General features: G+C 56.8%; 15 protein-coding genes and 1 tRNA gene. 9 read left to right on the top strand and 7 right to left on the bottom strand.

The annotated features are described in order from the left end of the window. The first annotated feature begins 37 nt into the window (after positions 1-37). The 3 genes from GOX21_RS12605 (at position 38) to GOX21_RS12595 (ending at position 938) form a co-directional block, all read left to right on the top strand. Entirely contained in the window at positions 38-349 is a 312-nt protein-coding gene (locus GOX21_RS12605) for an ETC complex I subunit (RefSeq protein ID WP_170361525.1), read from the top strand. Continuing rightward, on the top strand, positions 346-840 hold the full coding sequence (locus GOX21_RS12600) for a GNAT family N-acetyltransferase (RefSeq protein ID WP_368040018.1): 495 nt from the start codon (positions 346-348) through the stop codon (positions 838-840). The genes GOX21_RS12605 and GOX21_RS12600 overlap by 4 nt, the downstream gene beginning before the upstream one ends. Before the next feature lie 21 nt (positions 841-861). After that, a tRNA-Arg gene (locus GOX21_RS12595) sits at positions 862-938 on the top strand. Positions 939-1,077: 139 nt separating this feature from the next. Here the strand turns inward: GOX21_RS12595 and GOX21_RS12590 are convergent. Genes GOX21_RS12590 through GOX21_RS12560 form a run of 7 tightly spaced genes read right to left on the bottom strand, consistent with a single transcriptional unit; the run spans position 1,078 to position 10,381 of the window. After that, entirely contained in the window at positions 1,078-2,499 is a 1,422-nt protein-coding gene (locus tag GOX21_RS12590; RefSeq protein WP_170377634.1) for an AMP-binding protein, read from the bottom strand. After that, positions 2,492-3,337 (bottom strand): hypothetical protein, encoded by an 846-nt coding sequence (locus tag GOX21_RS12585; protein WP_170377632.1) that lies wholly within the window; start codon positions 3,335-3,337, stop codon positions 2,492-2,494. Before GOX21_RS12585 ends, GOX21_RS12590 begins: the two co-directional genes overlap by 8 nt. Next, entirely contained in the window at positions 3,334-4,665 is a 1,332-nt protein-coding gene (locus GOX21_RS12580) for a hypothetical protein (protein ID WP_170377631.1), read from the bottom strand. The genes GOX21_RS12585 and GOX21_RS12580 overlap by 4 nt, the downstream gene beginning before the upstream one ends. Beyond that, complete coding sequence (locus tag GOX21_RS12575) at positions 4,662-5,762, bottom strand: DUF3419 family protein (RefSeq protein ID WP_170377629.1); 1,101 nt, start codon at positions 5,760-5,762, stop codon at positions 4,662-4,664. Before GOX21_RS12575 ends, GOX21_RS12580 begins: the two co-directional genes overlap by 4 nt. Then, a complete protein-coding gene (locus GOX21_RS12570; RefSeq protein ID WP_170377627.1) occupies positions 5,755-8,211 on the bottom strand; it encodes a PEP/pyruvate-binding domain-containing protein in 2,457 nt (818 codons plus the stop codon). The genes GOX21_RS12575 and GOX21_RS12570 overlap by 8 nt, the downstream gene beginning before the upstream one ends. Further along, positions 8,208-9,119 (bottom strand): UbiA family prenyltransferase, encoded by a 912-nt coding sequence (locus tag GOX21_RS12565; RefSeq protein ID WP_170377625.1) that lies wholly within the window; start codon positions 9,117-9,119, stop codon positions 8,208-8,210. Before GOX21_RS12565 ends, GOX21_RS12570 begins: the two co-directional genes overlap by 4 nt. Further along, positions 9,116-10,381: a hydroxymethylglutaryl-CoA reductase gene (locus tag GOX21_RS12560; protein ID WP_170350506.1), complete on the bottom strand. Its 1,266-nt coding sequence runs from the start codon at positions 10,379-10,381 to the stop codon at positions 9,116-9,118. The genes GOX21_RS12565 and GOX21_RS12560 overlap by 4 nt, the downstream gene beginning before the upstream one ends. Positions 10,382-10,698: 317 nt before the next feature. On the opposite strand from GOX21_RS12560, the gene nhaC reads away from it, so the two are divergent. The 6 genes from nhaC to GOX21_RS12530 all read left to right on the top strand — a co-directional run bounded on the left by nhaC (position 10,699) and on the right by GOX21_RS12530 (position 18,071). Further along, positions 10,699-12,171, top strand: a complete 1,473-nt coding sequence (nhaC, locus tag GOX21_RS12555) for a Na+/H+ antiporter NhaC (RefSeq protein WP_170377623.1) — start codon at positions 10,699-10,701, stop codon at positions 12,169-12,171. 70 nt (positions 12,172-12,241) lie between these two features. Further along, positions 12,242-13,258, top strand: a complete 1,017-nt coding sequence (locus tag GOX21_RS12550; RefSeq protein ID WP_170377621.1) for a GlxA family transcriptional regulator — start codon at positions 12,242-12,244, stop codon at positions 13,256-13,258. Positions 13,259-13,366: 108 nt separating this feature from the next. Then, positions 13,367-14,623, top strand: coding sequence for an Hsp70 family protein (locus GOX21_RS12545; protein WP_170377619.1), 1,257 nt, complete (start codon positions 13,367-13,369; stop codon positions 14,621-14,623). A gap of 162 nt (positions 14,624-14,785) precedes the next feature. Then, positions 14,786-15,799, top strand: coding sequence for an inositol 2-dehydrogenase (gene iolG / locus GOX21_RS12540; protein WP_170377617.1), 1,014 nt, complete (start codon positions 14,786-14,788; stop codon positions 15,797-15,799). Between the two features lie 125 nt (positions 15,800-15,924). Beyond that, a complete protein-coding gene (locus GOX21_RS12535; RefSeq protein WP_170350497.1) occupies positions 15,925-16,866 on the top strand; it encodes a sugar ABC transporter substrate-binding protein in 942 nt (313 codons plus the stop codon). Between the two features lie 80 nt (positions 16,867-16,946). Then, positions 16,947-18,071, top strand: a complete 1,125-nt coding sequence (locus GOX21_RS12530) for an ABC transporter permease (protein ID WP_170350495.1) — start codon at positions 16,947-16,949, stop codon at positions 18,069-18,071. The last annotated feature ends 1 nt before the right edge of the window (position 18,072 follow it).

The raw sequence follows: 18,072 nt of genomic DNA, 5'->3' as shown, positions 1-18,072 counted from the left end.
ATAAACATCCCTAGCCAAGTGAGTACGGAGAGGCGACATGCGCGCACGGATTTACCAGCCCGCAAGAAATGCAATGACTTCGGGAATGGCCAAGACCCGCAAGTGGGTTTTGGAATACGCCCCCGCGTCATCGCGCGAGGTTGATCCGCTGATGGGCTGGACCTCGTCCAACGACACGCAGACCCAGGTGCGCCTGAAATTCGACACCAAGGAAGAGGCGTTGGATTACGCCAAGGACAACGGGATTGATGCGCAGGTCAGCGAACCGCATAAGCGCAAGCCCAACGTACGCGCAGGTGGGTATGGTGAAAACTTCGCCCCGGGTCGTCGGGCACCCTGGACCCATTGACCGAAACCCTTGGAATGATCGACATCCGCGAAGTGGATCCCGGAGCGCAGGACATGCGCCCGATCATTCTAGCGCATTTGGCCCATAGCTGGGAAGCCACGCCCCAGACCTCGAACCACACCCTGGACGTCGATGCATTGCGAGAGCCCGGCATTCGATTCTGGGCATTATATGAAGCGGGTAAACCGCTGGGATGCGGAGCGCTTAAAGCCTTGCCCGATGGCACCTCTGAGGTGAAATCAGTGCATGTCGTGACCGCCGCCCGTGGCCGTGGTCTGGCGCGAGTGATCATGACCTACCTGGCTGACCTTGCCCGTTCAGAAGGTGTCTCGGCCTTGGTGCTTGAGACGGGTGCGACCCATCTGACGGAATATGATGCCGCGCGCAAACTCTATGAGGCGTTGGGGTATACCTATTGCGGACCGATATTTGGGTATGAGGCCGACCCGAACAGCGCCTTCATGCGCTTGGGTCTTGAACCCCGCCCGTAAAAACCGCAAGAAGGGCGCAGCGGTCCCTTAGCTCAACTGGATAGAGCAGCTGACTTCTAATCAGCAGGTTGAGGGTTCGAGTCCTTCAGGGATCGCCATTTCACCAAATCATCGAAATACCAAAGAAAGAAATCTTGAACACGTCCGTTGTCGCTGTACCAAGGTCGGTCGCAATTGTTGGAGATTACTTGGATTTCAGTGGGAAGGTGCTTCGCCATGATTTCGACCCGTGTTGCACTAGCGGGCAACGATACGTTCAAGTTCCGAGCGGTCAACTTTAGATGCGTGGCGTTTGTCCATGGGGATTTTGTGAACTGAAATCACATTGGGCACGCCAAAATCCGACGCGAATTTACGCCAATCCTGAAGGTGATCACGCCGCCCTTCGACACATAGCGTCGGTCCTGTCCCAGGGTTGATCAACGCGCAGCGCGCAACACCCGGCCATTGTCTTGCCGCGACTTCAATCGCAAAGGGAAAGAGCAGGCCCGATTTTACTTCTATTTCAGACCCCACCCGACCCCACAACCACAAGCGTCCCTCTTCATCCAACGTGCCGGCGTCTCCGGTGCGATGCCAGATGACGGCGCCTTCTATGATTTTATTTTCGCCCGAATGTGCGGGATCAAGATAGCCGTCATTCACGTGCGCCCCGGCGACCTGTATCTCGTTGTCGCAGATGCGGAGTATGATATCGGGAACCGGATATCCGACAAGAAGACCTTTCCCTTCGGCCATCTGTCGGTGATCGTGTTCCGAGATATCTGTGGCATCAAGGTGGGCAATCGGCTCAGCCTCGGTCGATCCGTAGACACAAACCACGGAAAGCCCGTTTCGGGTTCGCAACGTGTCAACAAGGTCCGGAAAAACCGGACCGCCACCCGTGAAGACCGTGTTCAACTGTCCTGTATTTTGGGTTTGGGTCAGTTTTTCGCAAATTGAGGGTGGAATGAGGGCGCGAGTAACTTGCTGCTTTTGAATCCAGCCCGCCAAGTGGGTGGGCGCAAGGCGTTCAAGCTTGCTCAGCCGCCAGTTTGGCATAACGGTGGTGCGCCCTGCGGCCAGGTTGATCAGGGTGAACACCGGAAAGGCCACCAAATCCCTTTCGGCCTTGTCGCTTTCTAGAAAGGGCGCAATGGCGTCGTGTTGCGCCATTAAAAACGCATGCGAGCGCGGGATGGCCTTGGGCTGGCCTGTCGTTCCGGAGGTGAATGAGATCAAGGCTGTGTCATCCGCCCGAATCTGATGATTGGGCGGCGAGCCAGGGCTTTCATTGGGTGTCAGAAGACGCAGCCTCCAAAGCTCTGGAATTAGAAACTTGAGCAAAGAGTACACGCCCGCTGCGCAAAACGCCTTGGGCGAAGTGGCCCGCGCAGCGTGGCGCAAACCGGCCAGTCCCATTGCCGGTTCCGGCAGCACAACGGTTGCACCCAACAACCACAGGGCCGCCAGGCTTGCATATAGGTCCGCGTCGACGGGCATTGCCAGCAATACGCGGTCGCCTGGCCTGATACCTTTTGCGTGCCATCGGCCTGCCAGTTTCTGCATGCGAGAGTGCAGTTGCTGAAAACTGATCTGACGGCCTTTGCCGTCCACTATGGCGGTTCTGTTCGGAAACCGTTCAACCGCAGCAGCAAAATGTGCTATCAAATCAGCCATTCAGCTTACGTCCAAACAGAGAGTATCGCCGGAATATAGTCGCCCCTTCTGCCGCACTGCGATCAGCGGACTTATTGTCGTCGTGGATCAGGGCATGGATGGCAGTGTTGCACCCCATCTCTGCAGCCGCTTTGTGAAACCTGTGGGCCAGATGCCGCCCTGCGCCCGGTTCCAGGCTTGCATAGGTTTTGAGGATCGCGGAACTGGGGGTGGGCCCTTCGGCATAGTTGGGAATGCCGAACAGAAAACCCGCCAAATTGCCATCGTGGCGACGCGCAAACAGGATCAGTTCACGCTTCATCATCGGCACGACAGGCAGGTACATGGCCAGAAACTCGGACTCGGAAATCGGTTTGTAAAACGCGTTTTCCGAAAACGCCTGTGCAGACAGCGCGAACACCTGGTGAAACAAGCCCTCGGGATCATTTCCATCCCACGCTTCCACCTCAAAACCATCGTTTTCAGGCGGTGCCACTGTGTCGGTATCCTCCAACTCTACACGGGCCGAGAAATAACGGCTGATTTCGCAAAATCCCGCAGACCGGAAGACTTCAGGTTCATGCGCTTTGTTGGTCGGTTCCATCAGGAACGGAGCGGAACCGTCGCTGTAGGAGACGAACCGGTAACTGTGCCAGGTGTCCCCTGACATCGGCCCAATGACCCGGTCGATGCCTGCGTTTCTGACCAGTTCTATACCTGTATCCAGAATTTTGGCACCGGCTTCGGGTGATTTGCATGAAAAGTCACCGAATGTTGCCGCTTGTACGCCCTCCCAATTGGGGCCGTTCAAGTAAACGGTCAGCTTCGCATCAGCGGTTTTGATTGTCTCTTTGGTCATGACGCGACTCCGGCAAAAAAACCTGCACCGATCGATCCCGCAACGGAGTACGCGTAATAGATCAACGGAAGGGCAAGGGCCAATACTGTTAACCTCAGAACCCGATCTTTTTTAAACCACTGCGATCTGATCCACGGTACGGCCGTCATGCAGATTAAAGAAAGCAGCGCCAGAATTGTCAGCGGTTCGGCCCAGCGTGCGGGTTCCGGGTTCAGCGTATTAGCAAAGTGTCTGATTAAGAATAATGTTGTGGCCACCACAAGGATCGCAAGGATTTTGCCCCGCAGCGCCAGAACGCTGAACCCCATGGCCAGCCCCATCGCACTGAGGCCATAAAACGATACGGCATTCCACCCGGTCGCATTGCCAAGCGCTAGCCATCCGAAACTGAACAACCCCAGAGACGCCACGACATCCAGATCCGGGTATTTGCTGTCACAGGGGGTCGATACCCGTGCCCAAAGATGCGTCGCCAGTACCAAAATAGGCAGGACCGCATTTTGAAGTGCAGTGACCGCCAGCAAGAGGAAAACGGTGATGACGTAAACCCGTGTGGCATGTTTGGTAAGACCCAGCCTTGCGCCCAGGATGCTGAAACCGCCGAGCGAGGCCAGAAAAACCAAGGCTATGGTCGCCAGCTCAATCAAGGAACTGTCGAAGTGTACGCTCAGAAAAATCAGCAGGCCGAGTGGCAGGAACAGGTTGTCAAAACCCCGCCAGCTTTGGGCCTCGACCAGGGTTCCAAAAGCAGCAACCATAACGCAGAGCATAAGGGTGTTCGCCGGTGGCAAGGCGGCCATGAACAGAAAACAGACGATCGCGATCAGCATCGTAACCACGAAAAAAACGACCGATCCCTCGACGCTTTTCTCACCATCCTCGACAATGAACCGCCGCGTTCCATACGCGGTTCCGGCCAGCGCGGCGGCGGCGTCTGCCAAGGTCAGAACCGCAATCGGCAAGATGTAGAACAACAGGTTGTCCCCGGCCAGCAGGAAGCAAAGCCCCACCGACAACGCGAGCAGGAAGTCACCATAGGATGTTCGCTCCACCCCATGCAGGGTCGCGCCAAGACCTTTCGAAAAACGAGGAAGGCGCAAGACAAGCATCACAAGCATTGTGGCGGCGATCAGCATGTAAACCGGCCAGCGGTCGGGAAAGATCCAGGGCAGCAGCAACGCAAAGAGCCCCGTGCTTACATGCATCAGTTTCCGCTGCACTTCGGCGTTCAGCCCTGCAGCTTTGGCCAGGTGGCGGATGACCATCATCACGCCGAGCAATGCCAAAACCGACCCTGCCGCCAGCAATATCTGCATGAGAATGGTCAAGGCCGAACCTCTTCGACCACGAAATCCGAATAGAAGAAGGCCAGATCGCGGGCCTTCTGCTGTGTTTCGATTTCGGTCAGGGTTTCAATCCTGTCCCGGTAATCCGCTGGTACACGGCGCGGCGCCATCATGTTCCAATAGACCAATCGTGCATTTGGCTCTGCCGCACTCAGGATCGCCCCATAGACCTGCTTGAACGTTTCAGGGGACATGTATTCGAAAATGTCGGACAGGTTGAACCCGCTGGCCTTTTCGCCCGTCGAGATGAAGGCCTCGAGCGAGCCAAGGCGAACATCGAGGCGATCCAATCGAGACCGGATAGTTTCATAATATTCCGGACGCCACGCCATCGGCAATGCGTCGCCATGGGTGCCCTTTAGAATCCAGTGCAGATAGGGGTTTTGCGATGGATCGGTCGCGACCCCGGCATGGCGCAGTCGGCGAGCAACATGTTGGGCCGGGCTTCCATCCACGTGCTCGAAAAACGCGCTGTCCCGCCCCATCCGCCCCATCACGAATCGCGAGAAGAAAGTGTTCAGCAACAACCGCCATCGAAACGTGTTGAATCGCGTGTCGAAAAAAACCTCGCGTGCGTCGGGGGTTCGGGGCGTGAACACGTCGTCGACGGTGCGGCGCGAATGGACCAGCGGTAACAGCCAAGTTCGAAAGATGCGAAAATACCGCTCGAACTTACCGACGCCGCCGATGCCGTGTCTGTCTACTTCGGACGCAAGGGTCTGCCAGAAGGTGTGTGTTTCCGCATCGGTTTCTTCCAACACCCGGTTCAGCAAAGCAAGCCGCCGCTTGCTTGGGCGCGAGCCTGTCAACTCAATGAACTCTGAATGCGTCAGCACCTTATACGCCGCGATCCTGAGCTTGAGGCAGGCGATCTGAGCCGGGGACAAATCCAGCACCACAACACGCGCGGGATCGAGTGTCAGCATGGCCAGCGCATTGTCTCCGGCCGAACATATCGACACCAGTGTCCGCCCCGTGCAATCACCCAATGCGGCGGTCAGGACGCCCGCATCCTCCCACAGTTGGGCGTACCGGATATGGTCGAAATCCGCCTTTTCTTCGATTTCACTGCTACGCATCGCACCGCTCCACTGCGCCGCTTGCCCCGTCGACAGACAGTACTTCTCCGGCTTTAATCCATTGTGTGGCCCCTTTTAGGCCAACAACGCAGGGGATACCCAATTCGCGCGCCACAATGGCCGAGTGGGACAACAAGCTGCCACGTTCGACAACGATGGCAGAGGCGTTCGAGAAAACGGCGATCCAGCCTGGATCGGTGTGGCGGGCGACCAGTACTTCGCCGGGGTTCAGCGCCTCGGTCCGAGGATCGCGGATCACCCGCGCACGTGCTTTGACCTGACCCGCGGAACAGCCCGTTCCGTACTTTGTCCGTGTGGCATCTGCTTCGGCCTCAATCGAATCAGACCAGACAGGCGCGATGGCAGGACCTTGGATTTCAATCCGTTCGGGCGGATCGGGGCGTTGGGATGAGGCCGCATCTTCGGCTTTGCGTCGTGCAACGATGCCTTTCAGGTCAGGCGACAGGTTGAACCCCTCGACCGCGCCAAGGACTTCATGCGTTGTTAGAAAGAACACATCTCTTGGTGTTTCAAGCAAGTCGCGCGCGGCAAATTCCCGACCGATCCCCAAAAACACACGGCGCGCATAACCAAAGATGCGCGTGCGTTCAAAGCGCAGGTTTTCGCGGTCGCGCACACGCGCCTGGGTCCAACCCAAAATCCATTTCGCAACATGTCGCTTGATCGGGCTCGCTGGGAACAGTGCCTTCCAATCCGGTTTACGGCCTTCCTGACGCCCGCCGGGAGGATGATCGGCGCAGGCGGCAATTGCCAGCAACAGGCTTGTCGGGTCGTCTTGCAGAGGGATGCTTTCCAGCTTTAGCTCTTCGGTGCATCGGTCTCCGAATTTTTCCAGATAGGATTCAACTTCAGCCTCGATCTGTGGGTGCGCGGACAAAACGGACAGCCGCGCGTCAGCTTTCAACTGTTCCGTGATACCGGCGGTGCGCACCAGATGGCCGATCCGGGCAATGCGCTGTGCAGGTTCGGCTGACACGATGTCACCCTGGCCAATCATCAGGTCATTATGCAGCGTCAGGCCGTCTTCACCAAGCCACTTTTGCAGCAGGTTGCGCGACCCGCCAAATGCGATCATGCACAGAAAATCATTGATCAATGGGGCATCCCACCGATCCAGCAGGGTGCTTTCGATGCGGCGGTATTCGGTTGCAAGCTGGGTCGAATTAGACGCATCTACGTCCAGCCCCGCCTGCAATACCCCGTTCAGCCTGTCATAAAAATTTCGCCGCGTCCGTGGCAGGCAGATGGCCTGCCAGATCAGCCCAGCCGCGACCTTGCCCAGCTTTGCGTATTCCACGATCCTGCGCCAACCAACCGAGGGGGGTGGGGCAAGGGCATCCGTGACCTCGCGCGGCATGGGTTCCGACACGCCCATCATCGTTTCCATATAGTCGCGGTTCAGCGAAAACCCCGGCAACAGGGCCAAGGCCCGATACCAGTTGATCAGGTTGTAATAGACACGCCCATCCACGCGCCCGAGCAAATTGTCGAACACCGTTGGATTCTGGTCGACCGTACGCTTGGAGACGCCCAACAACCTGACAAACGCGCGGTAGACCTGAGCATACACGTGCAGAGCAAAGGAATAGGTCAGCGGGCTAACGATACCGGGATAGCTTTCGACAATGTTCGAGTTGTCGAAAATCGTCAGCGTTGTGTCGGCCAAGGCCGCGGGGCGCAATGGCGTTGTGATTGGTCGGGCCTGCAGAATATGAAGCCCCTGTGCATCAATGGCCCATTCAATATCCTGGGGCAATCCGAAAAGCTCTTCGGCTTTACGCGCGAGGGCTGCAATGGACTGCGCGTCACTCACCATTAAATACTCAGGCTTATCCGGTGCGCTTTCAGGTGCGTCATCCGCGCCTATGATCCAATCTTCCCCGTCCGTCTCACCAGAAACCAACTGCTCAGCCAGACCATCAATTGCCGAAATTACGACCACACCGCGACGACCGCTAACCGGGTCGGCGGAAAATGCGACACCTGCAGATTTTGGATTAATCATGCGCTGTACGATGATCGCGGGTCCTTCGGCCTCGCCCCCGGATTTGACCGCGCGGTATGTCTCGACCGTCTCAGAGAAACCGGAATGCCAGACCTTTTTGGCCGCTTTCAAAACAGAGCCGCCCGAAACGTTCAGAACCGTTTCATATTGTCCCGCATGGCTGTGTTCCACACTATCTTCTGCCTTACCAGAGCTACGAACCGCGTAAGGCCCGGTTCCGAGTGTTTGCAGCGCGGCAGTCAAAGCCGATTGCAGACCGTTTTGAGCAATGGGACCGGATTTCCCCATACGGAATGCATCGCTGGTAATGACAAAAAATGCGGGCGGGGCAAAACCATGCTGCGTAAGATGCGATAAAGCAGCTGCCTTGCCCCCTACAACGGAAACATCGTTTGCATCCGATTGGGCGACGATGAAGGTCATGTAAGCGCTCCGATCAGGTACGGAAGGAAACCAGCTGTGGCGTAGCAGAAAAACACCCATAGGCCGGCGATTGTGTCCATCCGGTCTTGGGCTTTCACTGTCGGCGCCTGAACATAGCGTTTTGCTGCCAGACAACAGGGGATCAGGGCCAACCCGCCGATCAAGGCGCTTAACCAACCAACGCCGGTTGCGGCACCTGTGCCCACAAGCAGCGCATAGGATATCAAAACGCAACCCACCCAGATGCGCCCTGCCTGAGGCGGGCCCCATAACCCGGAATAGGTGTCCACGCCGGTGATCTCATTTTCGGGTGCCCACAATTTGCGGCCAATCTCAAGCACACACCCGTTCACGAAGGACAGCGCCAGAAACAACCACAGGAAGGGTGCCGCCTGACCTTTTGGCAGCCATTCGATGCCGGTCAGCAGCAAATCGATCAGAGGCATGATTGCCATATGGCTTAGCAGGTACAGAACCGGTCGTGCCTTCAACCAGGCGGGCGCGCCAAATTCGACGGTCATTGCCCCAAGCCAGATCCAGACTAAACCCAACAGCCACAAGACCGGCGGGGACCACAGCCAGGCGGCGGCAACAGACAAAGGCACGGTCAACAGGCCCCAGCCCAATACTTCGCGCTTGGATACCAGACCACGTGGAATTGGCCTGTCGGGCCGGTAACGTCGGTCATCCTCGGCGTCTTTGAATTCGTCACAGACCCGCATCTGGAAAAACAGCGCCATGGCAAGGATAAAACCGGCGGCAAATGCAGGCCATTCCGGCAGGGGGCGATCCGCCAGACGGGCGGACACACATATACTGGCCGCAGAAAACACAAGCAGCAGGGGCACGGTTTTCTTCAGCGGAAATCGCTCAGTCTGATAAATCCAGAAGCGGCTTTGAAAGCTCATCTTTGGCGGGCCAGACTTTCATGAGCGCGGGTGAAATGCCCTGCCGCGATCGCCGCGACGATGGATATTTCCCCACACAGGCAGGTTGCCGCGGCCACCTCAGCCAACGCTGTGCCACACCCGTTGCCCTTGAGGCCTAGTATATTCAGGGCCGCAGTCTGGCTTGGCAACCCGGTGCCGCCCCCTACTGAACCAACCAAAATGTTTGGCAACGTCACCGAACAGAATAGATCATCACCCCTTGGCTCCATTCTTGTGACGCCCATCGCACTTTCGGCCACGCAAGCCGCGTCCTGGCCGGTTGCTATGTAAAACGCGGCCAGCCCGTTGGCATAATGCGCCTGTGCGCCAAACTGACCCGACAGATGCGCACCCAGATTGGCGACACGCCCATAGGCCAACATCGCCTCGACCGTTGTGCCCAGCGTCTTTTCGACAATTTCAGCAGGAAGTGTGACCGAGGCGCTAACCTTTCGTCCGCGCCCTGTCACCAGCCCAAGCGCCGAAGCTTTCTTATCACCTGAGAAATTCCCTTCGACATACCAGTTCTCGAACTCGACCGGACAGTTGTCTGCAATTTCATGGCACATCGCGTCGGTGGCAATGGTCACCATGTTCTGTCCGGCTGCATCGCCGGTGGTGTATCGGCAGATCAGGAACACGACGTTGGTGTCTATGAACGGCTCCAGCGAAACTAGCTTGCCGTGGCCGGTGGTCGCCTCGGCCGCGGATTTGAGCATTTCGACATTTGAAACCACCCAATCCACGAATTGCCCGGCCTTTAGCAGGCTTTCAAACACAAAAGCCGGAGTGCGCAGCACCCCTTCGTACAAAACTGCCGTGCTGATACCACCAGACCGGGTGGCGGCACAGGCACCCCGGGCATATGAGGCGACCAACGCCGCCTCGGTTGTGGCGAGGGGAACGTGGAAATCCCCGTTTGCGTTCATTCCGTTCAAACGCAACGGCCCAATAACTCCAACAGGAAGCTTAACCGTCCCAATGAAATTTTCGATATTGGCACTGTAAATTTCTGCAGCGTCAAGCGTTGCAGGGTCCGCAATCTGCGCCTGATCTTCATCACCTGCCGTTGGTTTCAGCTTTTCCCAAAACCGCACAACCATTTCAGGGGTTGTCTTGCGCGATGGTCGCAAGGTCGCAAATTCGGCGTCGTTTGACGCCATCTGCTGCGGTATCTGATCGGCATCAAATCGAGCCTTGATGCGATGAAGCATCTCACGAACGTGAAACGGAATTATCAAAAGTACGCTCCGGTATCTGTCCCGCAAAAACTATTGCAGATGCAAATCAATGTGTCTGCACGTTACCAAAAGGTCCGACGATATCCAGCCATATCTCCTTGAATCGAAAGGACCCCAACCGTGCGGCAGTGGATATGTTTGATTGCACTATGCGTGCTTACATGTGCATCGCCGCGTCGGGCGCGGGCCGAAAATCGACGCAACCGTGTCGCAAATTTCTATAGGATGTGCGCTTTGACCGACGGTGTGGTTCCCTAAAACTTGGTTTCTTCCGCGGATCATCACGGTTCTGGATTATTCCAACGGAGGAGACCTAAATGTCTGCGAATGAAGAACACATAAGACAGCCAAGTCTGGGGCTGGCGCTTGTCCCAATTGTGCTGACCCTTTTCGTACTTGGCCTGCAGCTTTTCTATTTTGGTGACTTTACCCCGCATATTCCGCTGGCCTTCGGGATCGCGATTACTGGGATCGTCGGTCTTATGCTTGGGCACAAATGGCCCAGCATCGAAGGGGGCGTATTCCACGTCATCAATATTTCACTACCGTCTGTTTCGATTCTGATCACGGTTGGCATGATCATTGGTGTGTGGATCGCAAGCGGCACGGTTCCAACACTGATCTATTATGGTCTGAAGATACTGTCGCCCGAGCTGTTTCTGGCCGCGGGCATGGTGTTGTGTTCCATCGTCTCTGTCTCGCTGGGCACCTCCTGGGGAACGACGGGCACTGTCGGGCTGGCCCTGATGGGCATTGGCGCCGGGTTTGGTATCCCGATGTATTGGACGGCTGGCGCGGTCGTCTCAGGCGCCTTCTTCGGCGACAAGATCTCACCTTTGTCAGACACGACGAACCTGGCACCCGCCGTGACAGGCACCAATCTGTTTGACCATATCCGTAACATGTTACCCACCACGGTTCCGTCCATGTTGATTGCTCTGGTGATCTATTTTGTTGTCGGGTTTACGTTGATCGACACATCGCAAGTGTCGTTTGACCGCATCCATGCCATCACAACCGCACTGGATGAGGCATTCTGGATTTCCCCGATCATGTTGTTCCCGGCGGTTCTGGTCATCGTTCTGGCGGTTATGAAACAGCCTCCGATCCCGTCGCTGTTTGCAGGGGCCGTCGTTGGTGGCATCATGGCCATCTTTTGCCAGGGTGCGGGTCTGCACGAAACGTTTACCTTCGCCAACAGCGGATATTCCATTGATACCGGCGTTCCCGAAATCGACCCGCTGCTGAACCGTGGCGGTATTCAGTCGATGATGTGGACCATCTCGCTGGTGCTGCTTGCCTTGGGGTTTGGCGGCGCGTTGGAGCGCGTTGGCTGCCTTCAGGCGATCATCAATGTGGTCATCTCGAAGGTGAAGACCTTCGCGGGCATTCAGACCTCGGCCATTTTGACTTCGGTGGCGACAAACACCGTTGCGGGTGACCCTTATCTTTCCATCGCCCTGCCGGGCCGCATGTATGCGCCTGTCTATCGGGCCATGGGGTATTCACCGTTGAACCTGTCACGCGCTGTCGAAGAAGGCGGTACCTTGGTCTCGCCCCTGATCCCCTGGAACGCCGGAGGCGCCTTTGTGATCACCGCACTTGGTCTTGGGATCGCAGACGGAAATTTTGAAAACCTGCTATACATTCCCCTTGCGTTTGCTTGCTGGCTGTCACCTGTCATCGGTATCTTTTATGCTATGAGTGGGCTTTTCTCGCCCAAAGCCAGTGACGAGGAAATCCACGCTTGGGAAGCCAGCGGCGAGCCTGTTGCTGAGTGGCACGCCTGATCAACCTGCACCAACACCTTCGGGTGTTGGTGCGTTTCACCCATCTCGGTTGGTATTGGGAGGAAATAGAATGAGCCCCAAGAACTTCATCCCAAAAGGGGCGGCCAGTTTTCGCATAGACCATGACGGGCCAGCCAAAGAGATCTATTTCCTGCTTTTGCCGAAACTAACCATGCTGGCCTTTAGCGCAGCTGTCGAGCCGTTGAGGATCGCCAATCAGGTCACGAACAGAGAGCTCTACAAATGGTATCTGATCACCGAAGATGGAAACCCGGTTCAATGCTCAAACGGAATTGAAATCACCCCGGACACTGCACTGCGAAACCTACCGCGCCTATCAAGGATGTTCGTCTGCTCTGGCATAGAACCGGCAGAAAGCACCAATCCCAAGGTACTGTCGTGGATCAGTCGCCAGAAGGCCTTTGGCTGCAAGCTTGGTGGTATTTGCACCGGTGCATTTGCACTTGCCAAAGCCGGAGCGCTAACCGGAAAGCGGTTCACCTTACACTGGGAAAATCACCCCGCCTTTATCGAGCATTTTGAAGGGCTGGAACCTTCTGCAAACCTGTATGAAATCGACAATGAGCTTATGACATGCGGCGGCGGCAATGCCGCGACCGATATGATGCTGGATATGATCGAGTCTGATTTCGGAAAGGATTTGGCCGTCATCGTTTCCGACATGTGCATCCATTTTCGGTCGAACAACCGCAAAACCCTCCAGAAATCAGCCTTTTCGGTGGCTTTGGGTAGCCGCAACCAGTACCTGATCAACGCCATGCAGATCATGCATGAGAACCTGGAGGATCCGTTGGATATCTCGGAAATAGCAGAGGCTGTTCAGATATCACGCCGCCAGTTGGAGCGCCTGTTCCAGAAATATGTCGAAGTTTCACCTGTGCAGTTTTACATCGAATTGCGAGTTGCGCGCGCTTATGCACTGCTCAGCGAAACCGAATTGCCCGTTACCGAAATCGCTGCGGCCACGGGGTTTGGCAGTGCGACCCAGCTTACGGTGCGTTTCAAAAAGCGTTATGGCGAGGCGCCAACGTCCTTCAGACGAGGATGGTCGGAAAAGCGCGAATAATATCCGCCAGTTTCAGTCGATCCAGCCGGTCAAGTTTGTCCCTTGACCCTGGGCTGCGAACGCTCTAGGCCCTGTCGTCTTTGCTAAGACATCTCGGAGACATGCGCCATGGCCCCCAGCAGCCCGTGGATTGGCATTGATTTTGGCACGTCGAACTCGGCGGTGGCATATGTGGACGCGGGTGCACCCCGTTTAGTGCGGTTCGACGCCGCCGCCACGACCCTTCCCACAACCTTTTTCTTTGATTTCGAAACCCGCGAAACCTTGATCGGCGAGCCTGCTAATCAGGCATTGCTTGAAGGGTTGGAGGGGCGATTTATGCGCGCCCTCAAACGCGTGCTGGGCACCACGTTGATGCATGAAAAGCGCCAGATCCTGAACCAGAGGGTGACTTTCGTCGAGATTATCGGATCTTTCTTGCGCAGGCTTCGAGAGCGGGCCGAGGCCGAGCGTGGCGTGTCTTGCACCCGCGTGGTCTCGGGACGGCCCGTGGTATTTCATGGCTCGGGCGATCCGCGCGAGGCGCAGGCCGAGGCTGATTTGCACGCGTGTTATGAGGCCGCCGGATTTACCGACATCCGGTTCTGCCCTGAGCCCGCCGCGGCTGCCATTGCGAACGGTGCGGCCGGGCCAGATGACACGGTTGGATTGGTTGTGGATATCGGTGGCGGAACGTCAGATTTTTCGGTTTTCCGCACTAGGCCCGCAGAGGTCGAGATTCTGGCCAACCACGGGTTACGAATTGGCGGTACGGATTTTGATCGTACAATAAGCATCAATCAGGTCATGCCCCTGTTGGGTAAAGGGTCGATGGTTCGAGATGTTTTTGGCAAAGGCGTGTCGCAGACGCCCAACGCGATCTTCAATGACCTTGCGACCTGGGAAATGATCCCCTTTCTGTACACGGCCCAGAACCGCCGCATGGTGGGCGATATGCTGAAGCTGGCCGAGTCCCCCAAGCGGTTAGTGCGGCTTGCAACAGTGCTTGAACACGAATTGGGTCACGAACTGGCCTTTGCGGTGGAGCGCGGAAAAATAGCCGTGAACTCAGGGGCGAATGATCCGGCCATCATGCTGAACATGCTCGAGACGGGGTTGACCGCGCAACTCAGTGATGTGTTGGTGGCCGAAAGCCTTGCCGCGCATGCCGCGCAGTTGGACACGGGGGCACGCGAAGTTCTGCGCCAGGCTGATTTGACTGCACAGCAGATCGACCGCGTCGTCTATGTCGGGGGTTCTAGCCTGATGGGCATCGTGCCCGAAACGATGCGTGGCGTTTTCCCTTCGGCCGAGCATTCCTTTGCCTCTGTCTTTACCGCTGTGGCCGAGGGGCTGGCCCTGGTGGCAGCGCAAGGGCTTGGGTAGGGCAAAGATCGCACGATTTGAAATGGACGGCGGTTTACTGGGGCCCGCTCACGTGGGGCGGAGCCCTTTAAGCCTCATCGTATCAAGTAAGTTGAAAAATATCTTGCAACCGGTTGCAAAGAAAATCATGGTATCCTCGAAATAAAGAATCGGGAGGCCTGCATGCTCAGAATCGGATTGCTTGGTGCCGGACGCATTGGTCGCGTACATGCACAGGCCATCGCTGCGCATTCGCAAAGCCAGCTGTGCGCTGTCTCTGACGCGATTTCCGATGCGGCTGAAAGCCTTGCCACTGAACAGGGGGCAACCGCGCGCGACTCGATGGAGATCATCGCAGACCCGTCGATTGATGCGGTCCTGATCGCGACGCCGACTGACACCCATTCTGACTTGATTGAGGCCGCTACACGGGCGGGCAAGGCGGTTCTGTGTGAAAAACCCGTCGATCTCAGCCTTGAACGGGCACTTGCCTGCCAAGCCGTTGCGGCGGAAACCGGCCAACCGGTGATGGTTGGGTTCAATCGCCGGTTCGATCCCAGTTTTTCGGCTCTGAAATCCGCAGCCGATCAGGGTGAAATTGGCGCGCCCGAGTTGTTGTCGATTACGTCTTTCGATCCGGCCCCTCCACCCGTCAGCTATATCAAGGTCTCGGGTGGTCTGTTCCGGGACATGATGATCCATGATTTCGATATGGCGAACTATCTGATGGGGCAGTTGCCGGTGCAGATTTCGGCCTTCGGCACCTCGATTGTCGATCCCGAAATCGGACGGGTGGGCGACGTGGATACAGCTGTTGTAACAATGACTTATGCAAGCGGTCAGATTGCGGTGATAAAGAATTCGCGGCGTGCTGTCTACGGTTATGACCAGCGGATCGAAATGCTTGGGTCGGGCGGGCTGTTGCAGGCCCATAACATTCTGGAAAACGCGGTAGTCAAGTCAACAGCCGACGGCATCACTGGGGCGAAACCGACCTATTTTTTCCTGGAACGCTATATGCCTGCCTACCGCGCAGAATGGGATGCGTTTGTGCAGGCGGTGCAGTCCGGTTCGTCAATGCCAGTGACGCTGGAAGACGGGGTTGCTGCCCTGGCCATGGCCGAAGCTGCGAACCGTTCGGCCCAATCAGGGCAGCCTGTTGCAATGGCCGATGTTTTGAAACCGGTTGCAAAATGAGCGGATATCCGGAAACTGGGGAAAGCTCCGCCAGATTCCCGGAGCGGAGGAGATTCGGCCGGTCCGAATAACTGGGGCTGCTGCCCCGGCAATAAAGACAAACTGTTTTTATGGGAGGAAACCAAATGAATAAGTTCGTAAAAAGCGCCCTGGCTGCCAGCGCGCTGGCGCTGGTCACCGCTACCGGCGTCGCGGCAGAGGGTGAGAAATACATTCTGGTCAGCCACGCCCCTGACAGCGACAGCTGGTGGAACACAATCAAAAATGGCATCGCCCTGGCGGGCGAACAGATGGGTGTCGAGGTTGAATACCGCAACCCGCCCACAGGTGACCTGGCTGACATGGCACGGATCATCGACCAGGCAGCAGCGTCTGGCCCCAATGGCATCATTACCACGCTGGCCGACCCGGACATTCTGGAAGGTCCAATCAAGGCAGCGGTGGATTCCGGCATCGACGTGATCATCATGAACACCGGCACGCCCGAAAAGGCGCGTGAAGTTGGCGCTTTGATGTATGTGGGGCAGCCTGAATATGATGCGGGTCTGGCTGCCGGTCAGCGGGCCAAGGCGGACGGGATCGGGTCCTTCTTGTGTGTGAACCACTATATCGTTCAACCCTCAAGCCAAGAGCGGTGCCAAGGTTTTGCCGATGGTCTGGGTGTGGAACTGGGCGAGCAGATGATCGACGCCGGTCAGGACCCCGCTGAAATCAAGAACCGGGTTCTGGCCTATCTTTCCGCCAACCCTGAAACCGACGCTGTTCTGACGCTTGGTCCGACATCGGCGGACCCGACCATTCTGGCGCTGCAGGAAAATGGAATGGCCGGTGACATTTATTTCGGCACGTTCGATCTGGGCGGTGAAATCGTCAAAGGCATCAAGGACGGCACCATCCAGTGGGGTATCGACCAGCAGCCCTTCCTGCAGGCCTATCTGCCGGTTGTGGTTCTGGCCAATTACCACCGCTATGGCGTCCTCCCGGGCAACAACATCAACTCTGGTCCGGGCTTCGTTACGGCGGACGGCCTGACAAAAATCGAAGAGTTCGCGGGCGAATACCGCTGATTTAACAATGCGGTGGGCGCAAGAGGAGTGCGCCCGCCGCTCACTCCAACACTCGGAAACCCGCGCGAGGGAGGACCACAATGTCTGAGACAGTTCAATCCACGGCAGGCGGTGACGAACGGATCAAAGAGATCTCGCCACTGCGTCGCGCCCTGATCCGCCCCGAATTGGGCGGCATGGTCGGGACAGTTGCTGTTTTCACCTTTTTCCTGCTTTTTGCTTTTGACAGCGGCATGTTCAATAGCCAGGGCATCATGAACTGGTCCATTGTCTCGGCGCAATTCATGATAATCGCGGTAGGGGCCTGTCTGCTGATGATCGCGGGTGAATTTGACCTGTCCGTCGGTTCGATGATTGGTTTCGCGGGCATGATGATCGCAATCTTTTCGGTCACGCTTAGCTGGCCGGTCTGGATGGCGATCCTGGTGACATTTGCCCTGTGTGTCTCAATCGGCGCGCTGAACGGCTACATCGTCATACGAACGGGGCTGCCTAGTTTTATCGTCACGCTGGCATTTCTGTTCATCTTGCGCGGTTTCACGATCTACCTGCCGCAGACTATCGAACGCAAAACCATCATTGGCGGCATCAAGGACGTGGCCGAAGGCGATTGGTTGGCGTGGGTGTTTGGCGGCAAGGTGTTTCAGGGCTTCTTTGTCTGGCTGGGCAACAATGGCCTGATCGAAACGTTCTCACGTGGCACACGTGAAGGGCAGCCGGTCGTCGATGGAATTCCCATGTTGCTGATCTGGGCAATCGGGCTGATCATCTTTGGCCATGTGCTGTTGACCAAGACTAAATTCGGGAACTGGATTTTTGCTGCCGGTGGTGACGCCGAAGCGGCCCGGAACTCAGGCGTGCCGGTGAATCGGGTCAAGGTGCTGATGTTCATGTTCACTGCCTTTTGCGCCACGGTTTTCGCCACCTGTCAGGTGATGGAGTTTGGTTCGGCCGGTGCGGATCGCGGATTGCTGAAAGAGTTCGAGGCGATCATCGCCGTGGTCATTGGCGGCGCATTGCTGACCGGTGGCTATGGCTCGGTCCTTGGGGCAGCGTTGGGCGCGTTGATCTTTGGCGTCGTGCAGCAGGGCCTGTTTTTTGCCGGTGTCGAAAGCTCGCTATTCCGGGTGTTCCTAGGTGTCATCCTTCTGGGTGCTGTGATCCTGAACACCTACATCCGTCGCATCATCACAGGAGAACGCTGAG

Origin of the sequence: Ruegeria atlantica (genome assembly GCF_013032005.1) — a bacterium.
Classification (GTDB): domain Bacteria; phylum Pseudomonadota; class Alphaproteobacteria; order Rhodobacterales; family Rhodobacteraceae; genus Ruegeria; species Ruegeria atlantica_A.
Note: the sequence above shows the minus strand (reverse complement) of the source record. Positions and strands in the feature narration are given on the sequence as shown.